The 22,191-nt window shown below is 69.4% G+C and carries 21 protein-coding genes; 16 read left to right on the top strand and 5 right to left on the bottom strand.

Annotated elements, in window-relative coordinates; translation table 11 throughout:
- Nucleotides 1–56: 56 nt before the first annotated feature.
- A complete protein-coding gene (gene queA / locus ASE76_RS14905) occupies nucleotides 57–1,148 on the bottom strand; it encodes a tRNA preQ1(34) S-adenosylmethionine ribosyltransferase-isomerase QueA (protein ID WP_055841005.1) in 1,092 nt (363 codons plus the stop codon).
- A 79-nt stretch (nucleotides 1,149–1,227) separates the two neighbouring features.
- Nucleotides 1,228–2,139 carry a LysR family transcriptional regulator gene (locus ASE76_RS14900; RefSeq protein WP_055841001.1) on the bottom strand — a complete coding sequence of 304 codons (912 nt, stop codon included), beginning with the start codon at nucleotides 2,137–2,139 and terminating at the stop codon, nucleotides 1,228–1,230.
- A gap of 118 nt (nucleotides 2,140–2,257) precedes the next feature.
- Here ASE76_RS14900 and ASE76_RS14895 point away from each other — a divergent pair, with 118 nt between their 5' ends.
- From ASE76_RS14895 to ASE76_RS14870, 6 genes are all read left to right on the top strand, one after another.
- Nucleotides 2,258–3,037 (top strand): SDR family NAD(P)-dependent oxidoreductase, encoded by a 780-nt coding sequence (locus ASE76_RS14895; protein WP_055840997.1) that lies wholly within the window; start codon nucleotides 2,258–2,260, stop codon nucleotides 3,035–3,037.
- Nucleotides 3,038–3,097: 60 nt separating this feature from the next.
- Complete coding sequence (gene recG, locus ASE76_RS14890; protein ID WP_055840994.1) at nucleotides 3,098–5,326, top strand: ATP-dependent DNA helicase RecG; 2,229 nt, start codon at nucleotides 3,098–3,100, stop codon at nucleotides 5,324–5,326.
- Nucleotides 5,327–5,447: 121 nt separating this feature from the next.
- Nucleotides 5,448–5,906, top strand: a complete 459-nt coding sequence (locus ASE76_RS14885) for a cupin domain-containing protein (protein ID WP_055840991.1) — start codon at nucleotides 5,448–5,450, stop codon at nucleotides 5,904–5,906.
- Nucleotides 5,907–5,955: 49 nt separating this feature from the next.
- Nucleotides 5,956–6,921, top strand: a complete 966-nt coding sequence (locus ASE76_RS14880; RefSeq protein WP_055840988.1) for a LysR substrate-binding domain-containing protein — start codon at nucleotides 5,956–5,958, stop codon at nucleotides 6,919–6,921.
- 139 nt (nucleotides 6,922–7,060) lie between these two features.
- Nucleotides 7,061–7,675, top strand: a complete 615-nt coding sequence (locus tag ASE76_RS14875) for a Dps family protein (RefSeq protein WP_082448593.1) — start codon at nucleotides 7,061–7,063, stop codon at nucleotides 7,673–7,675.
- Nucleotides 7,676–7,901: 226 nt separating this feature from the next.
- Nucleotides 7,902–8,873 (top strand): 4-hydroxybenzoate octaprenyltransferase, encoded by a 972-nt coding sequence (locus tag ASE76_RS14870; protein WP_055840985.1) that lies wholly within the window; start codon nucleotides 7,902–7,904, stop codon nucleotides 8,871–8,873.
- A 111-nt stretch (nucleotides 8,874–8,984) separates the two neighbouring features.
- Here ASE76_RS14870 and proC read toward each other — a convergent pair whose 3' ends face one another.
- From proC to ASE76_RS14855, 3 genes are all read right to left on the bottom strand, one after another.
- Entirely contained in the window at nucleotides 8,985–9,830 is an 846-nt protein-coding gene (proC, locus tag ASE76_RS14865) for a pyrroline-5-carboxylate reductase (RefSeq protein ID WP_055840981.1), read from the bottom strand.
- Between the two features lie 261 nt (nucleotides 9,831–10,091).
- Entirely contained in the window at nucleotides 10,092–11,585 is a 1,494-nt protein-coding gene (gene glpK, locus ASE76_RS14860; RefSeq protein ID WP_055840977.1) for a glycerol kinase GlpK, read from the bottom strand.
- A gap of 49 nt (nucleotides 11,586–11,634) precedes the next feature.
- Nucleotides 11,635–12,489: a DeoR/GlpR family DNA-binding transcription regulator gene (locus ASE76_RS14855; protein ID WP_082448570.1), complete on the bottom strand. Its 855-nt coding sequence runs from the start codon at nucleotides 12,487–12,489 to the stop codon at nucleotides 11,635–11,637.
- A 242-nt stretch (nucleotides 12,490–12,731) separates the two neighbouring features.
- Between ASE76_RS14855 and ASE76_RS14850 the strand changes: the two genes are divergently transcribed.
- From ASE76_RS14850 to rplE, 10 genes are all read left to right on the top strand, one after another.
- Nucleotides 12,732–13,805: an ABC transporter ATP-binding protein gene (locus ASE76_RS14850; protein WP_055840974.1), complete on the top strand. Its 1,074-nt coding sequence runs from the start codon at nucleotides 12,732–12,734 to the stop codon at nucleotides 13,803–13,805.
- 1 nt (nucleotide 13,806) lies between these two features.
- Complete coding sequence (locus ASE76_RS14845) at nucleotides 13,807–14,874, top strand: ABC transporter ATP-binding protein (RefSeq protein WP_055840972.1); 1,068 nt, start codon at nucleotides 13,807–13,809, stop codon at nucleotides 14,872–14,874.
- A 120-nt stretch (nucleotides 14,875–14,994) separates the two neighbouring features.
- Entirely contained in the window at nucleotides 14,995–15,885 is an 891-nt protein-coding gene (locus tag ASE76_RS14840) for a carbohydrate ABC transporter permease (protein WP_055840970.1), read from the top strand.
- 63 nt (nucleotides 15,886–15,948) lie between these two features.
- Nucleotides 15,949–16,761, top strand: a complete 813-nt coding sequence (locus ASE76_RS14835; RefSeq protein ID WP_055840967.1) for a carbohydrate ABC transporter permease — start codon at nucleotides 15,949–15,951, stop codon at nucleotides 16,759–16,761.
- A 129-nt stretch (nucleotides 16,762–16,890) separates the two neighbouring features.
- Nucleotides 16,891–17,199, top strand: a complete 309-nt coding sequence (locus tag ASE76_RS14830; RefSeq protein ID WP_055840964.1) for a DUF2160 domain-containing protein — start codon at nucleotides 16,891–16,893, stop codon at nucleotides 17,197–17,199.
- 94 nt (nucleotides 17,200–17,293) lie between these two features.
- Nucleotides 17,294–19,027, top strand: coding sequence for an ABC transporter substrate-binding protein (locus tag ASE76_RS14825; protein WP_055840960.1), 1,734 nt, complete (start codon nucleotides 17,294–17,296; stop codon nucleotides 19,025–19,027).
- A 95-nt stretch (nucleotides 19,028–19,122) separates the two neighbouring features.
- The gene (locus ASE76_RS14820) at nucleotides 19,123–20,748 is read left to right on the top strand and encodes a glycerol-3-phosphate dehydrogenase/oxidase (RefSeq protein ID WP_055840958.1); all 1,626 of its coding nucleotides are present in this window, start codon (nucleotides 19,123–19,125) and stop codon (nucleotides 20,746–20,748) included.
- Between the two features lie 178 nt (nucleotides 20,749–20,926).
- Nucleotides 20,927–21,295: a 50S ribosomal protein L14 gene (gene rplN, locus ASE76_RS14815; protein WP_055840955.1), complete on the top strand. Its 369-nt coding sequence runs from the start codon at nucleotides 20,927–20,929 to the stop codon at nucleotides 21,293–21,295.
- 18 nt (nucleotides 21,296–21,313) lie between these two features.
- Complete coding sequence (gene rplX, locus ASE76_RS14810) at nucleotides 21,314–21,634, top strand: 50S ribosomal protein L24 (RefSeq protein ID WP_055840952.1); 321 nt, start codon at nucleotides 21,314–21,316, stop codon at nucleotides 21,632–21,634.
- Between the two features lie 11 nt (nucleotides 21,635–21,645).
- A complete protein-coding gene (gene rplE, locus ASE76_RS14805; protein ID WP_055840949.1) occupies nucleotides 21,646–22,185 on the top strand; it encodes a 50S ribosomal protein L5 in 540 nt (179 codons plus the stop codon).
- The last annotated feature ends 6 nt before the right edge of the window (nucleotides 22,186–22,191 follow it).

Here is a 22,191-nt window from a genome sequence, read left to right as displayed (position 1 = left end):
GCTGCAGTGGCGTGTGCTCGAGGTCTGCGCGGCGGGCTTCTCGGCGGGTCGGGAGCCTACCGCCGCTCCAGCAGCATCGCATCTCCGTAGCTGAAGAACCGGTACTCCTGCGCCACCGCGTGCCGGTACAGACCCATCACCCGCTCGTAGCCGGCGAAGGCGCTCACCAGCATCATCAGCGTGGATTTGGGCAGGTGGAAGTTGGTCAGCAGCACGTCGACCACCTGGAACCGGAAGCCCGGGGTGATGAAGATGTCGGTGTCGCCCGCGGCCTGGCCGCTGCGGGCCCAGGACTCCAGCGTGCGCACCGTGGTCGTGCCGACCGCCACCACCCGGCCGCCGCGGGCCCGGCAATCGGCGATGGCCTGCTGGGTGGCGGCGGGCACGTCGTAGCGCTCGTGGTGCATGTGGTGGTCCGCGATGCGCTCGACCTTCACCGGCTGGAAGGTGCCGGCGCCCACGTGCAGGGTGACCGCGGCGCGCCGCACGCCGCAAGCCTCCAGTTGCGCCAGCACCGCGTCGTCGAAGTGCAGCGCCGCGGTCGGCGCGGCCACTGCGCCGGGCACCCGGGCGAACACCGTCTGGTAGCGCCGTGCGTCTTCGTCGGTGTCGGATGCGTCCTCGTGCTGCTGGTCGCGTTCGATATACGGCGGCAGCGGCACGTGGCCATGGCGCTCCATCAGGTCGTAGGGCGTCTCGCCCGCAGTGCCGTCCAGACGGAACCGGAACAGCGGCCCGTCCTCCTTCGGCCATCGGCCCAGCAGCGTGGCGCCGAAGCCGCCCGCCATCCGCAGCGTGGTGCCGACCGGCGGCTTCTTGCTGACCTTCACGTGCGCCACGATCTCCTGGCCCTGCAGCACCCGCTCGACCAGCAGCTCGGCCTTGCCGCCGGTGGGCTTCTCGCCGAAGAGCCGCGCCTTGACCACCCGGGTGTCGTTGAAGAGCAGCAGGTCGCCGGCCCGCAGCAGGCCGGGCAGCTCGCGGAACGCGCGGTCGGCAGGCGCATCGCCGGTGCCGTCCAGCAGGCGCGATCCGCTGCGCTCGGCGGCGGGATACTGGGCGATCAGGGACGGGGGCAGGTCGAAGTCGAAATCGGCGACGGTGAAGTCGCGCGGCGTGGCGGGGGCGGAAGACGCGGAAGAGGGCATGGCGCTTGAGGACGGGACGCGTCCGTTCCAAGGAGAAAGAAGACCGGAAAGGGCCGCGATTGTGGCAGGGCGCCACTGCTCATTCCTGCATCCAGGGCGCCAGCACCTCCCGCATCCAGGCCATGAAGACCCGCACCCGGCGCGACAGCCCGCGCCGGTGCGCCACCACCAGCGCCACCGGCAGCGGCGGCGCCCGCAGGCCCGGCAGAACTTCCACCAACTGGCCGGCGGCGATGTGCTTCTGCATGCCGGCGCGCGGCGCCTGGATCAGGCCCAGCCCGGCGACGCAGGCCGCCTCGTAAGCCTGCACGTTGGTGACCTGCAGCGCGCCGGGCATCGCCAGCGTCGCGGCGCGGCCGTCGTCCGCGGTGTATTCCCAGCCCAGCGGCCGGGCGCCCAGGGCCGAGACGTAGTGCACCATCCGGTGCACGCCGCCGGCCAGGTCGTCCAGTCCCAGCGGCGTACCGTGCCGGCGCAGGTAGTCGGGGCTGGCGTAGTTGTGCTGCGGCATCGCGCCCAGCGGGTGGGCCACCAGGCTGCTGTCGGCCAGGGTGCCGATGCGCAGCACGCAGTCGAAGCCCTCCTGCACCATGTCGACCCTTCGGTCGGTGCTGCCCAGCTGCAGTTCCAGGCCCGGATGCGCCGCCAGGAAGGCCGGCAGCGCCGGGATCACGATGTTGTTGGCGGTGCCGGTGGGCATGTCGACCCGCAGCCGGCCGTGCAGCGCGGCGCCGTCGTGGCGGAACAGGCCGTGCAGGTCGTCCACCTCGGTCAGCAACGCGGTGCCGCGCTCGTAGAACGCCTGGCCGTCGGTGGTGAGCTGCACGCTGCGGGTGGTGCGGTGCAGCAGGCGCACGCCCACCTCGGCCTCCAGTTGCCGCACCGCGACCGAGGCGGTGGCCTTGGGCAGGCCGAGCAGGGTGGCGGCCTTGGTGAAGCTGCCCATCTCGGCCACGCGGACGAAGATCTGGAGTGCGTCGATGCGGTGCATGGGATTGTTGGTGGTAGCTGAACAGTGTGATGGTAGGCGGGTGGTTTATCCGGCTGCTGTCCATCAATAGCATCCATCCCTGTTCTTCCGACCCATTCACCGATCCAAGAGTCTTGCCATGACGACCACCACCCCCAACGCCTCCACCCCCCGCATCGCCCTCGTCACCGGCGGCAGCCGCGGCCTGGGCCGCAGCATGGCCCTGGCGCTCGCCGCGCAGGGCACCGACATCGTGCTGACCTACCGCAGCAACCAAGCCGAAGCCGACGCGGTGGTCGCCGCCATCGCCGCTCTGGGCCGCCGCGCCGTGGCCCTGCCGCTGGACGTGTCGACCACCGCCGGATTCGCCGGCTTCGCCGCCGAGGTCGGCCGCCAGCTGGCCGGCTGGGGCCGCGAGCGCTTCGACTTCCTGGTCAACAACGCCGGCGTCGGCGTGTACGCGCCCTTCGCCGAGACCACCGAGCAGCAGTTCGACGACATGGTCGCGATCCACCTCAAGGGCACCTTCTTCCTGACCCAGAAGCTGCTGCCGCTGATCGCCGACGGCGGCCGCATCGTGAACGTCTCCAGCGGTTTGGCCCGCTTCTCGTACCCCGGCTACGCGGCCTACGCGGTGATGAAGGGCGGCGTCGAGGTGCTGACCCGCTACCTGGCCGCCGAACTCGGCCCGCGCCGCATCGCGGTCAACACCCTCGCCCCGGGCGCGATCGAGACCGACTTCGGCGGCGGAGCGGTGCGCGACAACGCCGAGCTCAACGCCCGCATCGCACAGAGCACGCCGCTGGGCCGCGTCGGCCTGCCCGAGGACATCGGCGACGCGGTGGCGGCCCTGCTGTCGGACGGCGGCCGCTGGATCAACGGCCAGCGGATCGAGGTAGCGGGCGGCATCCACGGCTGATCCGCACCGCGGGCCTGTGCCCCGGCGCGGGGCATCGGCGCGCAGGCAAAATCGGGGCTCATGCCGCGCGTCGCCGATTCCCCCGTTCCCGCGCCCAGCGCCGCCCCCGCCCGCAAGGCGGCGGCCAGCCCGGCCCAGTTGGCGATGCAGAAGCTCGGTCTGCGCCGCGACATCGACCTGGCGCTGCACGTGCCGCTGCGCTACGAGGACGAGACCCGCATCCTGCGCATCGCCGACACCCGTAGTGGCGAGACGGTGCAGGTCGCCGGCACGGTGGTGCACAGCGACGTGCAGCTCGCCCCGCGCCGCCAGCTCAAGGTGCTGATCGACGACGGCAGCGACACGTTGGAGCTGCGCTTCTTCACCTTCTACCCGTCGCACCAAAAGGCGCTGGCCGAAGGCATGCAGGTGCGGGTGCGCGGCGAGGTGCGTGGCGGCTTCATCGGGCGGACGATGCTGCACCCGTCCTTCAGGCCGGCCGATGCGCCCCTGCCCGAAGGACTGACGCCGGTGTACCCCACCAGTGCCCAGCTGCCGCAGGCCTACCTGCGCCGGGCGGTGCAGTCGGCACTGGCGCGGGTGGATCTGTCGGAGACGCTGCCGCCCGGCGCGGCGCCGTACCCGGCCGGTGCCGCGATCCATGGTGAAACTGGGCTGAAGCCGTGGTGGAGTCTCGGCTCCGCGCTATCGTTTTTGCACCATCCGACGCCCGACACGCCGCTGGCCGTGCTGGAGGACCGCAGCCACCCGGCCTGGCAGCGGCTGAAGGCCGAGGAGCTGCTGGCCCAGCAACTCTCCCAGCTGGAGGCCAAGCGCGCCCGCGACGGGCTGCGGGCGCCACTGCTGCAGGCGCCGCCCCGCGACCACGCCATGCCGGCGCCGGACGCGCGATCCGACGACGGCGGCACCGGGCCTTCCGCAGCCCCGGCCAGTCTCTCAGACGCCCTGCTCGCCCTCCTGCCCTTCGCCCTCACCGGCGCGCAGCGCCGCGTCGTCGCCGAGATCGCGCACGACATGGCGCGCCTGGCGCCGGACGGCGCCGGCGCCGTGCCGATGCACCGGCTGCTGCAGGGCGACGTGGGCGCCGGCAAGACGATCGTGGCCGCGCTGGCCGCCTGCATCTGCATCGACGCCGGCTGGCAGTGCGCGCTGATGGCGCCCACCGAGATCCTGGCCGAGCAGCATTTCCAGAAACTGGTCGGCTGGCTGGCGCCGCTGCTGGAGGCGCGGGGCCTGCAGGTGGCCTGGCTCACCGGCAGCCAGAAGAAGAAGGAGCGCACCCGGGCGCTGGAGGCGATCGCCAGCGGCGCCGCCGCGCTGGTGGTGGGCACCCACGCGGTGATCCAGGGGCCGGTGGTGTTCAAACGGCTGGCGCTGGCGGTGGTCGACGAGCAGCACCGCTTCGGCGTGGCGCAGCGGCTGGCCCTGCGCGGCAAGCTGCAGGGCGAGGGCCGCGAGCCGCACATGCTGATGATGACCGCCACCCCGATCCCGCGGACGCTGGCCATGAGCTATTACGCCGACCTGGACGTCTCCACCCTCGACGAACTGCCGCCCGGCCGCACGCCCATCGTCACCAAGCTGATCGCCGACAGCCGCCGCGACGAGGTGGTGGCCCGCATCGGCGCCCAGCTGGCGCAGGGCCGGCAGGTCTACTGGGTCTGTCCGCTGATCGAGGAGAGCGAGGCGGTCGACCTGACCAACGCCACCCAGACCCATGCCGACCTGGTCGAGGCGCTGCCCGGCACCGCCATCGGCCTGCTGCACTCGCGCATGCCCACCGCCGAGAAGAAGGCGGTGATGGCCGAGTTCGCCGCCGGCCGGATGGGCGTGCTGGTCAGCACCACCGTGATCGAAGTGGGGGTCGACGTGCCCAACGCCTCGCTGATGGTGATCGAGCACGCCGAGCGCTTCGGGTTGAGCCAGCTGCACCAATTGCGCGGCCGGGTGGGGCGCGGCGCGGCGGCCTCGGCCTGCGTACTGCTCTACGCCACCAACGAGGGCGGCCGGGTCAGCGAGACCGCCCGCGAGCGGCTGCGGGCGATGGTCGAGACCAACGACGGCTTCGAGATCGCCCGGCGCGATCTGGAGATCCGCGGGCCGGGCGAGTTCCTGGGCGCCCGCCAGTCCGGCGCCGCCCTGCTGCGCTTCGCCGACCTGGAGGCCGATGTCGATGTGCTCGAATGGGCCCGCGACCTGGCGCCCCGGATGCTCGACCGCGATCCGTTCCTGGCGGCGCGGCACGTGGCGCGTTGGCTGGGCACCAAGTCGGAGTACCTGAAGGCCTGACCGCACCGCGTCGGTCGGGCCATGGGTTTATGCGGTGTCGCGCTCGTGGCCGGCACTCCAATAATGGCCGCGCATGCCCGGCACGGGCCTGCCTACGACGACAACAACAGGAGACGTATTCATGCGCCGCATTCCCTTCGTCGCCGCCCTGGCCGCCGCCTTCTCGGCCGGCCTGACGGCCCCCCACTGGCTGCCGGGCGCCACCGCCCAGGCCGACGTGCCGCTGGTGCCGCAGATCGTCCATGTCGGCAAGCTGACCGACGACGACATCGGCGCCGCCCGCCCGGGGCTGGACCTGCGCTCGCGCACCTACGTCAGCAAGCCGGGCGCCACCGTCGCGGTGCAGTCGGGCAACGTGTTCAAGCACTACCACCGCGACGCCGACGAGATCCAGTACATCGTCGAGGGCACCGGCACCTTCTGGCTGGGCGACAAGCAGCAGACCATCGGCCCCGGCGACCTGATCATCATCCCCAAGGGCACCGCGCACGCCGGTTCGATGGCGACCACCGGCCGCTTCAAGGCGATCGCGATCAAGACCCCGCCGCAGGCCGCCGACGACACGCACCGGCTGGAGTGAGTGCCGCCGCCGCGCCGGCGGCACCGCGGGCTTGCGGGACAATCGCCGCATGACCCTGACCGAACTCAAGTACATCGTCGCCGTCGCCCGCGAGAAGCATTTCGGCAAGGCCGCAGAGGCCTGCCATGTCTCCCAGCCGACGCTGTCGGTGGCGATCAAGAAGCTCGAGGAAGAGCTGGAGGTCAAGCTCTTCGAGCGCAGCGCCAACGAGGTCGCGGTCACGCCCCTGGGCGAAGAGATCGTGCGGCAGGCGCAGAGCGTCCTGGAGCAGGCCGCCGGCATCAAGGAGATCGCCCGGCGCGGCAAGGACCCGCTGGCCGGTCCGCTGGCGCTCGGCATCATCTACACCATCGGCCCCTACCTGCTGCCCGACCTGGTGCGCCAGGCGATCGGCCGCACGCCGCAGATGCCCCTGGTGCTGCAGGAGAACTTCACCGCCCGGCTGCTGGAGATGCTGCGCACCGGCGAGATCGACTGCGCCATCATGGCCGAGCCCTTTCCCGACACCGGCCTGGCGATGGCCGCGCTCTACGACGAGCCCTTCATGATCGCGGTGCCCAGCACGCACCCGCTGGCCGGGCGCAGCGCCATCGGCGCCGAAGAGATCAAGAGCGAGACCATGCTGCTGCTGGGCACCGGCCACTGCTTCCGCGACCATGTGCTGGAGGTGTGCCCGGAGTTCGCCCGCTTCTCGGCCAACGCAGAGGGCATCCGCAAGAGCTTCGAAGGCTCCTCGCTGGAGACGATCAAGCACATGGTCGCCGCCGGCATGGGCGTGACCCTGGTGCCGCGCCTGTCGGTGCCCAAGGACGCGCTGGCGCCGCGGCCGAAGAAGCGCGGCCAGGCGGCCGCCGAGGCCGAGCAGTACATCCGCTACATCCCGTTCGAGGGCACGCCGCCCAGCCGCCGGGTGGTGCTGGCCTGGCGCCGCAGCTTCACCCGCTACGAGGCGATCGCGGCGCTGCGCAACGCGGTCTACGCCTGCGAGCTACCGGGGGTGGCGCGCCTGTCCTGACGGGCGGGCGCCGGTCCTGCCGGCCGGCCTGCCAACTGGTTACGCATTCCCCGCAATCGCGGCGATAGAGTGCGTCTGTTGGCTGGCGCCGCCGCGCCGCCTAAAGTGCGTCATCCCTGAAAACCTCGAGGAGTGCCCGATGGCCAAGAACGATTCCAAGAAGAGCAAGATTCCCTTCAACCCCAGCGCGCCGATCACCGACGCACCGTCGGCGTCCGCCGGCACGGTGCCGTCGAAGGGCTCGCAACGCGTGGCCCCCTCGTCGGGCAGCGCCGGTGCGCCGCGGATCAACATCGGCATCGACGAGGCCGACCGCGCCGCGATCGCCGAAGGCCTGTCGCGGGTGCTGGCCGATACCTACACCCTCTACCTCACCACCCACAACTTCCACTGGAACGTGACCGGGCCGCACTTCAACTCGCTGCACGTGATGTTCATGGAGCAGTACACCGAGCTGTGGACCTCGACCGACGTGATCGCCGAGCGGATCCGCTCGCTGGGCCATTACGCGCCGGGCTCGTATGCCGAGTTCAGCAAGATCTCCACCGTGCCCGACGTGCCGCTGTCGCCGCCCAAGGCCACCGAGATGATCCGCATCCTGGTGCAGGGCCACGAGACGGTGTCGCGCATCGCCCGCGAGTTCATCCCGGTGGCCGAAGAGGCTGGCGACGATCCGACGGCCGACATGCTGACCGCCCGCTGCGCCGTGCACGACCAGACCGCCTGGATGCTGCGCTCGCTGCTCGAGGAATAAGCAAACCGTTGCCGACCGGTCCCGTTCCGCGGGGCGGGACGATCGGTAGGAGGAGCGCCCGGAGTCCGTCGTCCGGCGGCTTCCGGCACCGGTTTTTGACCATCCGGTCAGGACTATCCGATCAACGGCTCTTGGAGGGGCCGTTTTGCGTCGCGTTTGCGTTTGAACCGGGCACAATCTTGGGGCAGCTGCATCCCGTTCGCGGATGCGCTTTCGCTTGCCCTCCATGACTTCCCTGCTCCTGCTGACGCGCGCCATGCCCAGCCGCCTGCCGCTCTACCTCGACCTCGTCCGCTGGAACCGTCCGGCGGGCTGGCTGCTGCTGTTGTGGCCCACGCTGGCGGCCCTCTGGGTCGCCTCCTCGGGCTTTCCAGGGTGGCACCTGCTGGCCGTCTTCACTGCGGGTACGGTACTGATGCGCAGCGCCGGCTGCTGCGTGAACGACGTCGCCGACCGCGATTTCGACCGCCATGTGAAGCGCACCGCCCTGCGTCCCGTGACCCGCGGTGCGGTATCGGTCCGCGAGGCTTTGGTGCTGGCCGCGGTATTGGCCTTCTGTGCCTTCGTGCTGGTGCTGACGACCAACGCCTCGACGGTGATCTGGTCCTTCGCGGCACTGGCGATCACCCTGGCCTATCCCTATGCCAAGCGCCACGTGGCGATGCCCCAGGCGGTGCTGGGCCTGGCCTTCAGCGCCGGCATCCCGATGGCCTTCACCGCGGTGCAGGGCGGCGAATCCTGGATCTACACCGCGGTGCTCGGGGCCGACAGCTGGCTGCTGGCTGCCATCGAAGGCGGCGTGCCGGGCGTGGCCTGGTGGCTGCTGCTGGGCAACCTGTTCTGGGTGCTGGCCTACGACACCGAGTACGCGATGGTCGACCGCGACGACGACCTGCGCATCGGCATGAAGACCTCGGCGATCACGCTCGGCCGTTTCGACGTTCCGGCGGTCGTGGTGTTCTACCTGCTGTTCCTGGCGATCTGGGCGATGGCGCTGCGGCCCTACCACCTGGGCCCGGCGTTCGACGCGGCGCTGGCGATCGCGGCGGTGCAGGTCTTCTGGCACTGGACGATGATCCGGCACCGCACCCGCGAAGGATGCTTCCGCGCGTTTCGGGTGAACCACTGGCTGGGCTTCACCCTGTTCGCCGGCGTGGCGGCGGGCTTCGCTTTCCGCAACATCTGCCGGCTGGGCTGACTCCCGTGCGGTTGGGCCTCGGCAGGAACGCCGAGGCTCCACCGCTGCCAGGCCTGCCTGCGCGACGCGTCGGCCGCTGACCGCGCCGTCCGGTCGGCCCCGGCCTCTGGCTCAGCCCCGCCCGAATTCGTCGCCCAGCTCGCCGGCCCGCCGGTGTGCCGCTTCCATCGCCTCGACGAAGGCCGCCTTCACGCCCGCATTCTCCAGTGCCGTCAATGCCGCGTAGGTAGTGCCGCCCTTGGAAGTGACCCGTTCGCGCAGCACGGTCGGCGGCTCGTCTGACTGGCCGGCCAGCGTGGCGGCGCCGGTGAAGGTGCCTACCGCCAGCTGCTGGGCCTGCGCGGCGCTCAGGCCCAGGGCGGTGCCGGCCTGCACCATCGCCTCGATGAAATAGAAGACGTAGGCCGGCCCCGAGCCCGAGAGCGCGGTGACCGCGTCCAGCTGCGACTCGGCCTCCAGCCACAGCGCCTGGCCGGTCGGGGCGATCATCTGGTCGACCAGCGACCGGTCGTCGGCCGTCACCGCCGGACGGGCGAAGAGGCCGGTCATGCCCTGGCCGACCAGCGCCGGCGTGTTGGGCATTGCCCGCACGATGCGCTCGCTGCCCAGCCAGGCGGCGATGCTGTCGCTGCGGATGCCGGCGGCCACGCTCAGGTGCAGCGCGCCCGGCGCCATCGCGGCCGACGCCAGCGCCACCTCCCGAAACGTCTGCGGCTTCACCGCCCACACCACCAGGTCGCACCCGCCCAGCAGCGCGGCATCGGCCGCCGGTGCCGCCGCCACGCCATGCTGCGCCAGCAGCCGGGCCCGCGCCTCGTCGAAAGGCTCCGCCACCCGGATGCGCGACGCCGCCATGCCCTGGCGCCGCAGCCCGCCGATCAGGGCGCTGGCCATGTTGCCCCCGCCGATGAAGGTGACGGTGCGGTGGTGGAGGTCGGATGCGGTGGGTTGTGTCATGGTGGTCTGCGGGATGGGTGGGGACGGCGTCGGAGGGGAGGGCGGCATTGTCGCGCGGTCGAGAGACGCGTTGGGCGGTTGGCTGCGCTTCGAGCGAAATGTGCCTCTGGCCGGCAATAGGCGCCGGCTTCCAGCTATAGAAACCATAGCGACGCGCTCGATGGTACGGATGCCCTTGTCGCGATTGCAGGCCGAAATGGGCTGCGGCCGGCTGTCGATAATGGCCTCTAGCTATCGAATTCGTAGCATTCGCCGCCCGGCCTACCGCAGCGTCGTCTGCCGCACCGCATGTTCCCACTGCCGCATCCGCTCCTCGGCCTGATCGCGGTTCCATTGCGGCTCGAACCGTTTCTCGACCCGCCACAGCTCCGACAGCTCGGCGGTACTGCCGAAGACTCCGCTAGACAGGCCCGCCAGGTAGGCCGCGCCGAGGGCGGTCGTCTCCACCACCGCCGGCCGCACCACCGGGATGCCCAGCAGGTCGGCCTGGAACTGCATCAGCAGGTCGTTGACGCAGGCACCGCCGTCGACCCGCAGCTCCTGCACGGCTGTGACGCCGGCCTGGGCGGCGTCGCGCTGCATCGCCTGCAGCAGGGCGGCGCTCTGGAAGGCGATGCTCTCCAGCGCGGCGCGGGCGATGTGGGCCATGGTGGTGCCGCGGGTCAGGCCGGTGATGGTGCCGCGTGCGTCGGGCTGCCAGTAGGGGGCGCCCAGGCCGGTGAAGGCCGGCACCAGCACCACGCCGCCGGCGTCGGGCACGCTCTCGGCCAGGGCCTGCACCTCGCTGCTGGAATCGATCGCCTGCAGGCCGTCGCGCAGCCACTGCACCACCGCGCCGCCGACGAAGACGCTGCCTTCCAGCGCGTACTCGGTCTGCTGCGACGGCTGGGCCGCGCTGGTGGTGACCAGGCCGTTCCGGGAGGTCTGGAACGCGGTGCCGGTGTGCATCAGCAGGAAGCAGCCGGTGCCGTAGGTGTTCTTGGCCATGCCGGGCGAAAAGCAGGCCTGGCCGAAGGTGGCGGCCTGCTGGTCGCCGGCCACGCCGCCGATCGGGATCGCCTGGCCCAGCAGGTCGGCCTGCACGTCGCCGAAGTGGGCGCTGGAGGGCAGCACCTCGGGCATCAGGGCGCGGGGAATGTCGAGCGCGGCCAGCAGCTCGTCGTCCCAGGCGTTGCGGTGCACGTCGAACAGCATGGTGCGGGACGCGTTGCTCACGTCGCTCACATGGCGCTGCCCGCCGGTCAGCTGCCAGATCAGCCAGCTGTCGACGGTGCCGAAGGCCAGCTCGCCGCGGGCGGCCTGGTCGCGGGCGCCGGGCACGTGGTCGAGGATCCACTTGAGTTTGGTGCCGGAGAAATACGCGTCGATCCGCAGGCCGGTCTTCTGCTGGATCTTGTCGGTCCAGCCGCCTTCGCGCAGCCGGGCGCACTCGGGCTCGGCCCGGCGGTCCTGCCAGACGATGGCGCGGTGGATCGGCCGGCCGGTCCTGCGGTTCCAGACCAGGGTGGTTTCGCGCTGATTGGTGATGCCGACCGAGCGGATGTCGCCGGCCGTGATGCCCGCGCTCTGCAATGCCTCGCGGGCGGTGGCCAGCTGGGTCTGCCAGATCTCGTCGGGCTCGTGCTCCACCCAGCCGGGCTGCGGATAGTGCTGGGGCAGCTCGCGCTGGGCCTGCGCCACGATGTGCCCGTGGCCGTCGAACACGATGCTGCGGGAGCTGGAGGTGCCCTGGTCGAGCGCGAGGAGGTACGTCATGGAGCGGTAGTGTCTGAGATGGCGCGCACGGTAGGCGCAGCGCCGCGGTTCAAGGGCCGGGTTTGTCTTCGGCGGCGACGGCATGGAGCCTGCCGCGCCGGTCGGCCGCGGTCGCCGTCGCTGCCGGCGCCGGGTGCAGGGCCTCGGGAAGCGTCAGCTCGACGTTGGCCTCGGCCAGCAGGGACGGGAACGGCACGGGCGGCGGCACGTCGGTGAACAGCCGGTCGATCTGCGCCAGCTTGGCCACCTCGACCATCGCCGGGCGGTTGAACTTGCTCGCGTCGGCGGCCAGCCACACCTCGCGCGAGTGGGCGATGATGGTCTGGGCCACCTTCACCTCGCGGTAGTCGAAGTCGCGCAGCGTGCCGTCGGCCTCGATGCCCGAGATGCCGATCACCGCGATGTCGACCTTGAACTGGCGGATGAAATCGACTGCCGCCTCGCCCACGATGCCCAGGTCGCGCGCCCGCACCGCGCCGCCGGCCACGATCACCTCGCAGTCGGCGTTGGCGCTCAGGATGGTGGCGACATGCAGGTTGTTGGTCAGCACCCGCAGGCCGCGGTGGTGCAGCAGCGCCTTGGCGATCGCCTCGGTGGTGGTGCCGATGTTGAGGATCAGCGAGCAGCCGTCGGGCACCTGGGCGGCGACCGCCTGGGCGATGCGGGTCTTGCCGTCGGCGTGCAGCGCCTCGCGCTGGCGGTGGGCGATGTTCTCGGTGGTGGAGCCGGGCACCCGCACCCCGCCGTGGAAGCGGGTGAGCATGTGCGCCTCGGCCAGCCGCTGGGTATCGCGCCGCACCGTCTGCAGCGTCACGCCCAGCATGTCGGCCAGTTGCTCCACGGTCATGGAGCCGCGGGCGCGCACGGCGTCCAGCAGGCTGATCTGGCGGGGGTTGAGGTTCACGTGGCGCTGTCGGATGAGGGAATGGGAAACGAAAGCGACTTTAAAACGAACATAAACGAACCGTCTGCGGGTTAACACTGAGCAATTTCGATCAGAAAAGAACAAGAATCGCGGCCAATCAAACAACAGTGGCCCACCGCAGGCCGCGAAGGACAGATGCACATGCGAACGTTCGAGGCCGCCGGCGCCCTGCAGGCATGCCGCCGTACTGCCCGTACCGCCCCCACGACCGGGGGTGGCCTGTGCGACTGAACCTGCAAGGGATCGACAAGACCGTCGGCGCCGAGACCTGGCTGCGCGGCATCTCGCTGGCGCCCGAGCCCGGCGCGGTGACGGTGCTGCTGGGCGCCACCCAGGCCGGCAAGACCAGCCTGATGCGGATCATGGCCGGCCTGGACGTGCCCACCCGCGGCACGGTCGAGGTGGATGGCCAAGACGTCACCGGCATGCCGGTGCGCGACCGCAACGTGGCGATGGTCTACCAGCAGTTCATCAACTACCCGTCGATGACGGTCTTCGACAACATCGCGTCGCCGCTGAAGCTGCGCGGCGACAAGAACATCGCGGCGCAGGTGCAGGCCCTGGCCGACCGGCTGCACATCGCCCAGTTCCTGAAGCGCCTGCCGGCCGAACTCTCCGGCGGCCAGCAGCAGCGGGTGGCGCTGGCCCGGGCGCTGGCCAAGGGCGCGCCGCTGATGCTGCTCGACGAGCCGCTGGTCAACCTCGACTACAAGCTGCGCGAAGGCCTGCGCGACGAGCTGGCCCAGCTGTTCGCGGTGGGCGACTCCACCGTCGTCTACGCCACCACCGAGCCGGCCGAGGCGCTGCTGCTGGGCGGCTACACCGCGGTGATGGAAGAGGGCGAGGTGCTGCAGTACGGACCCACCGCCGAGGTGTTCCACGCGCCCGCGTCGCTGCGGGTGGCGCGCGCCTTCAGCGATCCGCCGCTCAACCTGCTGGCCGGCACCGTGGCCGACGGCCGGGTGCGCTGCACCGGCGGCGTGGAGATCGCGCTGCCCGCCGGCAAGCCGCTGGCGGCCGGCACCGCGCTGAGCGTGGGCGTGCGCGCCAGCGCGCTGCGCACCGCTGCACATCCCGGCGACATCGCGCTGCCGGGCCGGGTGGAGCTGGCCGAGATGTCGGGCTCCGACACCTTCGTGCACGTCTCCACCGCCGCCGGCGAACTGGTGGCCCAGCTGACCGGCGTGCACCGCTTCGCGCTGGGCGAGTCGGTCACGCTGTACCTGTCGCCCGAGCGCTGCTACCTGTTCGATACCGCGGGCGCCCTGCTGGCCGCACCGCGCCGGGGAGCCTGACATGGCACGAATAGACCTCGACCTGGCCCATGCCTACGGTCCGAACCCGCAGCAGGACAGCGACTACGCGCTGCTGCCGCTCAAGATGAGCTTCCGCGACGGCGGCGCCTATGCGCTGCTGGGGCCTTCGGGCTGCGGCAAGACGACGATGCTCAACATCATCTCGGGCCTGGTGGCGCCGTCGCACGGCACCGTCACCTTCGACGGGCGCGACGTGACCCGGGCCACGCCGCAGGAGCGCAACATCGCCCAGGTGTTCCAGTTCCCGGTGATCTACGACACCATGACGGTGGCGCAGAACCTGGCCTTCCCGCTGAAGAACCGCAAGGTGCCCGAGGCGCAGATCAAGGCCCGCGTCGGCCAGATCGCCGAGATGCTGGAGATGAGCCACCAGCTCGACCACCGCGCGGCGGGCCTGTCGGCCGACCAGAAGCAGAAGATCTCGCTGGGCCGCGGCCTGGTGCGGCCCGACGTGTCGGCGGTGCTGTTCGACGAGCCGCTGACGGTGATCGACCCGCACCTCAAGTGGCAGCTGCGCCGCAAGCTGAAGCAGATCCACCACGAGCTGAAGCTCACCCTGATCTACGTCACCCACGACCAGGTCGAGGCCCTGACCTTCGCCGAAGAAGTGGTGGTGATGACCCGCGGCCGCGCGGTGCAGATCGGCACGGCCGACGCGCTTTTCGAGCGGCCGCAGCACAGCTTCGTCGGCCACTTCATCGGCTCGCCGGGCATGAACTTCCTGCCGGCCACCGCCGGCGCGGCCGGGCTCGAGGTGGGCGGCCAGCTGCTGCAGATGCCGCGCGCGCTGCCGCAGGGCTCGCTGAAGGTCGGCATCCGGCCGGAGTACCTGCACCTGGCGCAGCCGGGCGATGCCGGCAGCCTGCCGGCCGTCGTCGAACGGGTGCAGGACGTGGGCACCTACACCCTGCTGACCGCCCGCATCGGCGGGCAGCCGGTCAAGGCGCGCCTGGGCGTGTCGGCCGCGGCGCAGGTCGGCGACACGGTGCACCTGCAGGTGCTGGGCCCGCACACCTGCTACTACGCCGACGAGGAGCTGGTGGCATGAGCGCACACCGGTTTCCACAGTACGTTCGCGCCCTGGTGCGCAGCACGAAGGTCCATCCATGAACGTCGCCCGGCCGCCCGAAGGCGTTCGCACCGCAGTGCGCAGCACGAAGGTTTTTCCATGAGCACCACCACCAAACCCGTCAACCAGAAGGCCTGGTTCCTGATCCTGCCGGTCCTGGTGTGCGTGGCCTTCTCGGCCATCCTGCCGCTGATGACCGTCGTCAACTATTCGGTGCAGGACATCATCTCGCCGGAGCGGCGCGTCTTCGTCGGCACCGAATGGTTCGCCGCGGTGATGCGCGACAGCGAGCTGCACGAGGCGCTGCTGCGCCAGCTGGGCTTCTCGCTGGCGGTGCTGGGCGTGGAGATTCCGCTGGGCATCTGCCTGGCGCTGGCGATGCCGGCGCAGGGCTGGAAGTCTTCCGCCGTGCTGGTCACGGTGGCGCTGTCGCTGCTGATCCCGTGGAACGTGGTCGGCACCATCTGGCAGATCTTCGGTCGTTCCGACATCGGCCTCTTCGGCCGGGCCATGCTGTGGATGGGCATCGACTACAGCTACACCGGCAACGCCACCCAGGCCTGGCTCACCGTGCTGCTGATGGATGTCTGGCACTGGACGCCGCTGGTCGCGCTGCTGGCCTTCGCCGGCCTGCGCTCGATCCCCGACGCGTACTACCAGGCCGCGCGCATCGACGGCGCCAGCAAGTTCGCGGTGTTCCGCTACATCCAGCTGCCCAAGATGCGCGGCGTGCTGATGATCGCGGTGCTGCTGCGCTTCATGGACAGCTTCATGATCTACACCGAGCCGTTCGTGCTGACCGGCGGCGGGCCCGGCAACGCCACCACCTTCCTCAGCCAGTACCTGACGCAGAAGGCGGTCGGCCAGTTCGACCTGGGCCCGGCGGCGGCGTTCTCGCTGATCTACTTCCTGATCATCCTGCTGCTGTGCTTCGTGCTCTACAACTGGATGCAGCGGGTCGGCACCCAGAAGCCCGAGGTGACCGAATGAGAGCCGAAAAGGCCCCGGGCCGGTTCTGCACGCCGGCCACTAGCTACGAAAAGGATAGCAATCATGTCTGAGCGCCGTTTCAAGAAGCGCACGATCTTCCTCGTGGCCTACCTGGTGTTCGCGCTGCTGCCGATCTACTGGATGCTCAACATGAGCTTCAAGACCAACAGCGAGATACTGTCGAACTTCTCGTTCTTCCCCCAGCACTTCACCTGGGACAACTACAAGACGATCTTCACCGACGAGTCCTGGTACTCGGGCTACATCAACTCGCTGATCTACGTGGCGATCAACACGGTGATCTCGGTCTCGGTGGCGCTGCCTGCGGCCTATGCCTTCAGCCGCTACAGCTTCCTGGGCGACAAGCACGTCTTCTTCTGGCTGCTCACCAACCGCATGACGCCGCCCGCGGTGTTCCTGCTGCCGTTCTTCCAGCTCTACACCACCGTGGGGCTTATGGACACGCACATCGCCGTGGCCCTAGCCCACCTGCTGTTCAACGTGCCGCTGGCGGTCTGGATCCTGGAAGGCTTCATGAGCGGCATCCCGCGCGAGATCGACGAGACGGCCTACATCGACGGCTACAGCTTCCCGCGCTTCTTCGCCACCATCTTCCTGCCGCTGATCAAGGCCGGCGTGGGCGTGGCCGCGTTCTTCTGCTTCATGTTCAGCTGGGTCGAGCTGCTGCTGGCCCGCACGCTGACCAGCGTCAACGCCAAGCCGATCGTCGCGACGATGACCCGCACGGTGAGCGCCTCGGGCATGGACTGGGCGACGCTGGCCGCGGCCGGCGTGCTGACCATCGTGCCGGGCGCGATCGTCATCTGGTTCGTGCGGCACTACATCGCCAAGGGCTTCGCGATGGGAAGGGTTTGATGCACACCCCCAGGCTGCGCGCTGCGCGCCTTCGCCCATCGCCTTGCAGGGGGCAACACCTGCGGCCCGGCACAGCCGGTTCCGCGGTGTTTCTGAACCTGCCTGTAGAACCTCAGCTGGAGCCAAGAAATGTTTGAATGGATGGCGTGGACCACGCCGGTCGCCGTGTTTTTCTGCTGCATCGTGCTGATGCTGGCGGGCATGACGGTGTGGGAGATCAAGTCGCCCACCACCGAGCGCCGCGGGTTCCTGCCGATCGCCACCACCCGGGGCGACCGGCTCTTCATCGGCCTGCTGGCCGCGGCCTATCTCAACCTGGCCTTCGTCGGCCTGTCGGGCGTGATCGCCGCGCGGCTGGGGCTGCCGGAGGATCCGTCGATCTGGTACAGCTTCGTCGCCTCGATGCTGCTGCTGGCGCTGATCCTGCGCAAGGGCTGAGACGATTTCCTTTCCATCCGGAGCCCGCTCCCCGTTCCCCGGGGCAGGCGCCGTTCGCAACGTCAGCAGGGGACGTCCACATGAGGAGACCAACATGAAAATACGTTACACAACCCTGGCGTTCGCCGCCGCCGCCATCGTGGCCGGACAGGCCGCCTGGGCCGGCGAGCCCGAGGCGAAGAAGTGGATCGACGCCGAGTTCCAGCCGTCCACGCTGAGCAAGGACCAGCAGATGGCCGAGATGAAGTGGTTCATCGACGCCGCGAAGAAGCTGCAGGCCAAGGGCGTGAAGGAGATCTCGGTCGTGTCCGAGACCCTCACCACCCACGAATACGAATCCAAGACGCTCGCCAAGGCCTTCACCGAGATCACCGGCATCACCGTCAAGCACGACCTGATCCAGGAAGGCGACGTGGTCGAGAAGCTGCAGACCTCGATGCAGTCGGGCAAGTCGATCTACGACGGCTGGATCAGCGACTCGGACCTGATCGGCACCCACTACCGCTACGGCAAGATCATGTCGTTAACCGACTACATGGCCAACGCGGGCAAGGAGTGGACCAACCCCGGCATCGACATCAACGACTTCATCGGCCGCAGCTTCACCACCGCGCCCGACGGCCAGATGTACCAGCTGCCCGACCAGCAGTTCGCAAACCTGTACTGGTTCCGCGCCGACCTGTTCGCCCGCAAGGACCTGCAGGACAAGTTCAAGGCCAAGTACGGCTACGACCTGGGCGTGCCGCAGAACTGGAGCGCCTACGAGGACATCGCCGAGTTCTTCAGCGTCGACGTGAAGAACATCGACGGCAAGCCGATCTACGGCCACATGGACTACGGCAAGAAGGACCCGTCGCTCGGCTGGCGCTTCACCGACGCGTGGCTCTCGATGGCCGGCACCGCCGACAAGGGCATCCCGAACGGCATGCCGGTCGACGAATGGGGCATCCGCGTGGCCGACGACAAGTGCACCCCGGTGGGCGCCAGCGTCTCCCGTGGCGGCGCCACCAACTCGCCTGCCGCCGTCTACGCGCTCACCAAGTACATCGACTGGATGAAGAAGTACGCGCCCAAGGAAGCCATGGGCATGACCTTCGGCGAGTCCGGCCCGGTGCCGGCCCAGGGCCAGGTCGCGCAGCAGATCTTCTGGTACACCGCCTTCACCGCCGACATGACCAAGCCCGGCCTGCCGGTGGTCAACGCCGACGGCACGCCCAAGTGGCGCATGGCCCCCGGCCCGAACGGCCCGTACTGGAAGGCCGGCATGCAGAACGGCTACCAGGACGTCGGCTCCTGGACCTTCTTCAAGGACCACGACGCCAACAAGACGGCCGCCGCCTGGCTGTACGCGCAGTTCGTGACCGCCAAGACCACCTCGCTGAAGAAGACGCTGACCGGCCTCACGCCGATCCGCGAATCCGACATCCGCTCGCAGGCCATGACCGACGCGGCCCCCAAGCTGGGCGGCCTGGTCGAGTTCTACCGCAGCCCCGCCCGCGTGGCCTGGACGCCGACCGGCAACAACGTGCCCGACTACCCCAAGCTGGCCCAGCTCTGGTGGAAGAACGTGGCGACGGCCGTCACCGGCGAGAAGACCCCGCAGGCCGCGATGGACAACCTGGCCGAGGAAATGGACCAGGTCATGTCCCGCCTGCAGCGCGCCGGCATGGCCCGCTGCGCACCGAAGCTCAACGCCAAGAGCGATCCGTCGAAGTGGCTGAGCAACGACGCCGCGCCGTGGGCCAAGCTGCCCAACGAGAAGCCGAAGGGCGAGACCGTCGCCTACGACAAGCTGCTGCAGGCCTGGAAGGACGGCAAGGTCCGCTGAGCCTTTGACGGCACCCGGTGCCGCGCAGGGCACGATTCCTGCGCGGCACCCACACACTTCCCGCGCCGTGCGCGGGACAAGGATTCTGAGACCCCATGACGCACGCTGTTTCGCCGCATCCCACCCCCCGCGCCGCCCTGTTCGACAGGCTGGCCGAAGACCGCCGCTACGACATCGCCGTCGTGGGCGGTGGTGCCACGGGCCTGGGTGTGGCGCTCGACGCCGCGGCGCGGGGGCTGTCGGTCGTGCTGCTGGAGTCGCACGACTTCGCCAAGGGCACCTCGTCGCGCGCCACCAAGCTGGTGCACGGCGGCGTGCGCTACCTGGCCCAGGGCAACATCGCCCTGGTGCGGGAGGCCCTGCACGAGCGGGCCACGCTGCTGGCGAATGCGCCGCACCTGGCCCAGCCGCTGCCATTCGTGATGCCCTCCTACCGCTTCTGGGAGACGCCGTACTACGGCATCGGCCTGAAGCTCTACGACGCCCTGGCCGGCAAGCGCGGCCTGGGCCGCACCGAATTCCTGAGCCGGGCCGAGACGCTGTCGCGCGTGCCCGGCGCCCAGGCCACCGGGCTGAAGGGCGGCGTGCAGTACTGGGACGGCCAGTTCGACGATGCCCGCCTGGCCCTGGCCCTGGCCCGCACCGCCGCCGCCCGCGGCGCGCTGGTCGTCAACTACTGCGCGGTGCAGTCCCTGGTGCACGAGGGCGGCAAGGTCGCCGGCCTGCGGTGCGTGGACCAGGAGAGCGGCCGCAGCTTCCACGTGCGCGCCGGCTGCGTGGTCAACGCCACCGGCGTCTGGGTCGATGCGCTGCGCCAGCAGGACGGCCAGGACATCGGCCAGCCGGTCAAGCCGATGATCGCGCCCAGCCAGGGCGTGCACGTGGTGGTCGACCGAGAGTTCTTCCCTGGCGACCACGCCCTGCTGGTGCCGCGCACCACCGACGGCCGGGTGCTGTTCGCGGTGCCGTGGCTCGGCAAGGTCATCCTGGGCACCACCGACACCCCGCGCGACGACATCGTCCGCGAGCCCCGGCCGTTCGAGGAAGAGATCGCCTTCATCCTCGGCGAATCCGCCCGCTACCTGCGCAAGGCGCCGCAGCGCGGCGACGTGCGCAGCACCTGGGTCGGCCTGCGGCCGCTGGTCAAGCCGCAGGACGACGACGGCGCCAACACCAAGGCGATCAGCCGGGAGCACACGGTGCTCACCAGCAAGAGCGGGCTGGTCACGGTGACCGGCGGCAAGTGGACCACCTACCGCGCCATGGCCGAGGACGTGCTGAAGAGCTGCGCCGACGCTGGCCTGATCGCCGCCACCCCCGCAGGCGCCACCGAGCACCTTCCGCTGGTCGGCGCACCGCAGGTGTCGCAACTCCGCCACAAGATGAGTGATGCGCCGGGGCTGCACAGCTACGGCGACGAGGGCGCGGCGGTCTCGGCCCTGCCGGGCGCCGATGCGTGGCTGGCGCCGGGCCTGAGCGAGGCGATGGTGCGCTTCGCCGCCCGCTTCGAATACGCCCGCACGGTGGAAGACGTGCTCGCGCGCCGCTCCCGCCTGCTGTTCCTCGACGCGCGCCTGGCGGCGCAGCTGGCGCCCCGCGTGGCCGCGCTGCTGGCCGAGGAAGGCGTGCCGTCGTCTGCGCTAGAGGATTTCGTCGCGCTGACGGGCCAGTACATCGACTTTTCCGGCGACAAGGGCAAGTCCGGCAGCGCAGCCGCTTGACAACCCCGTAGGCAACTGCCAAAATCGCGGGCTTCGCTTTCAAAAGGCGAAAACATCTTGCCCAGCTCAAGCGCAGTGAAATGGTTTCATTGCGTGGACGACGGGCCCAAGACTGATCGACTCGCGGCGAGGCGCCTCCGGTGCCTGCCGCGTTTCGGTGCAAGTTGGGAATAACGAAATGATCCAAACAGAATCCCGGTTGGAAGTCGCCGACAACACCGGCGCAAAGTCCGTGCTGTGCATCAAGGTGCTGGGCGGTTCCAAGCGTCGCTACGCGAGCGTGGGCGACATCATCAAGGTGAGCATCAAGGAAGCCGCTCCCCGTGGTCGCGTCAAGAAAGGCGAGATCTACAGTGCAGTGGTCGTCCGTACCGCCAAGGGCATCCGCCGCGGCGACGGCTCCCTGGTCAAGTTCGACGGCAATGCCGCCGTGCTGCTCAATGCCAAGCTGGAGCCGATCGGCACCCGCATCTTCGGACCGGTGACGCGTGAACTGCGCACCGAAAAGTTCATGAAGATCGTGTCCCTGGCTCCCGAAGTTCTCTAACCCGATCCAGGACGCGATATGAACAAGATTCGCTCAGGCGACGAAGTCATCGTGCTCACCGGGCGCGACAAGGGCAAGCGCGGCACGGTCACGGCCCGCAAGGACGACTCGTACGTCCTCATCGACGGCATCAACGTCGTCAAGAAGCATACCAAGCCGAACCCCATGAAGGGTACGACGGGCGGCATCGTGGAGAAGTCCATGCCGATCCACCAGTCGAACGTGGCGATCTTCAATGCCGCCACCGGCAAGGCCGACCGCGTCGGCATCAAGCTGCAAGCTGACGGAAAGCGCGTTCGCGTCTTCAAGTCCAGCGGCGACGAAATCAAGTTGGCCTGAGGGTTAAAGACATGGCACGACTCCAACAGTACTACCGCGAAAAGATCGCGAAAGACCTGACCGAAAAGTTCGGCTACACCTCGCCGATGCAGGTTCCGCGTCTGACGAAGATCACGCTCAACATGGGCGTGAGCGAAGCAGTCTCCGACAAGAAGGTCATGGACAACGCAGTGGCCGACCTGACCAAGATCGCCGGCCAGAAGCCCGTCGTGACCAAGGCCAAGAAGGCTATCGCCGGTTTCAAGATCCGCGAAGGCCAGGCCATCGGTTGCATGGTGACCCTGCGCGGCATCCAGATGTACGAGTTCCTGGACCGTTTCGTGACCGTGGCACTGCCCCGCGTCCGCGACTTCCGTGGTATCTCCGGCCGTGCATTCGACGGTCGCGGCAACTACAACATCGGTGTGAAAGAACAGATCATTTTCCCGGAAATCGAGTACGACAAGGTCGACGCGCTCCGTGGTCTGAACATCAGCATCACCACCACGGCAAAGACCGACGAAGAAGCCAAGGCGCTTCTGGCCGGCTTCCGTTTCCCGTTCAAGAACTGAGGTGTC

This window comes from Xylophilus sp. Leaf220, assembly GCF_001421705.1.
Taxonomy (GTDB): domain Bacteria; phylum Pseudomonadota; class Gammaproteobacteria; order Burkholderiales; family Burkholderiaceae_C; genus Xylophilus.
This window is presented reverse-complemented; position numbering and strand designations above follow the sequence as displayed.

What these genes read in the sequence shown, in the direction of transcription:
- rplE (WP_055840949.1), top strand. Translation starts at nt 21,646, where the DNA reads ATGGCACGACTCCAACAGTACTACCGCGAAAAGATCGCGAAAGACCTG.
- ASE76_RS14895 (WP_055840997.1), top strand. Translation starts at nt 2,258, where the DNA reads ATGACGACCACCACCCCCAACGCCTCCACCCCCCGCATCGCCCTCGTC.
- ASE76_RS14900 (WP_055841001.1), bottom strand. Translation starts at nt 2,139, where the DNA reads ATGCACCGCATCGACGCACTCCAGATCTTCGTCCGCGTGGCCGAGATG.
- ASE76_RS14830 (WP_055840964.1), top strand. Translation starts at nt 16,891, where the DNA reads ATGTTTGAATGGATGGCGTGGACCACGCCGGTCGCCGTGTTTTTCTGC.
- ASE76_RS14845 (WP_055840972.1), top strand. Translation starts at nt 13,807, where the DNA reads ATGGCACGAATAGACCTCGACCTGGCCCATGCCTACGGTCCGAACCCG.
- rplN (WP_055840955.1), top strand. Translation starts at nt 20,927, where the DNA reads ATGATCCAAACAGAATCCCGGTTGGAAGTCGCCGACAACACCGGCGCA.
- rplX (WP_055840952.1), top strand. Translation starts at nt 21,314, where the DNA reads ATGAACAAGATTCGCTCAGGCGACGAAGTCATCGTGCTCACCGGGCGC.
- proC (WP_055840981.1), bottom strand. Translation starts at nt 9,830, where the DNA reads ATGACACAACCCACCGCATCCGACCTCCACCACCGCACCGTCACCTTC.
- ASE76_RS14835 (WP_055840967.1), top strand. Translation starts at nt 15,949, where the DNA reads ATGTCTGAGCGCCGTTTCAAGAAGCGCACGATCTTCCTCGTGGCCTAC.
- ASE76_RS14825 (WP_055840960.1), top strand. Translation starts at nt 17,294, where the DNA reads ATGAAAATACGTTACACAACCCTGGCGTTCGCCGCCGCCGCCATCGTG.
- ASE76_RS14870 (WP_055840985.1), top strand. Translation starts at nt 7,902, where the DNA reads ATGACTTCCCTGCTCCTGCTGACGCGCGCCATGCCCAGCCGCCTGCCG.
- ASE76_RS14840 (WP_055840970.1), top strand. Translation starts at nt 14,995, where the DNA reads ATGAGCACCACCACCAAACCCGTCAACCAGAAGGCCTGGTTCCTGATC.
- ASE76_RS14880 (WP_055840988.1), top strand. Translation starts at nt 5,956, where the DNA reads ATGACCCTGACCGAACTCAAGTACATCGTCGCCGTCGCCCGCGAGAAG.
- ASE76_RS14820 (WP_055840958.1), top strand. Translation starts at nt 19,123, where the DNA reads ATGACGCACGCTGTTTCGCCGCATCCCACCCCCCGCGCCGCCCTGTTC.
- glpK (WP_055840977.1), bottom strand. Translation starts at nt 11,585, where the DNA reads ATGACGTACCTCCTCGCGCTCGACCAGGGCACCTCCAGCTCCCGCAGC.
- recG (WP_055840994.1), top strand. Translation starts at nt 3,098, where the DNA reads ATGCCGCGCGTCGCCGATTCCCCCGTTCCCGCGCCCAGCGCCGCCCCC.
- ASE76_RS14885 (WP_055840991.1), top strand. Translation starts at nt 5,448, where the DNA reads ATGCGCCGCATTCCCTTCGTCGCCGCCCTGGCCGCCGCCTTCTCGGCC.
- queA (WP_055841005.1), bottom strand. Translation starts at nt 1,148, where the DNA reads ATGCCCTCTTCCGCGTCTTCCGCCCCCGCCACGCCGCGCGACTTCACC.
- ASE76_RS14875 (WP_082448593.1), top strand. Translation starts at nt 7,061, where the DNA reads ATGGCCAAGAACGATTCCAAGAAGAGCAAGATTCCCTTCAACCCCAGC.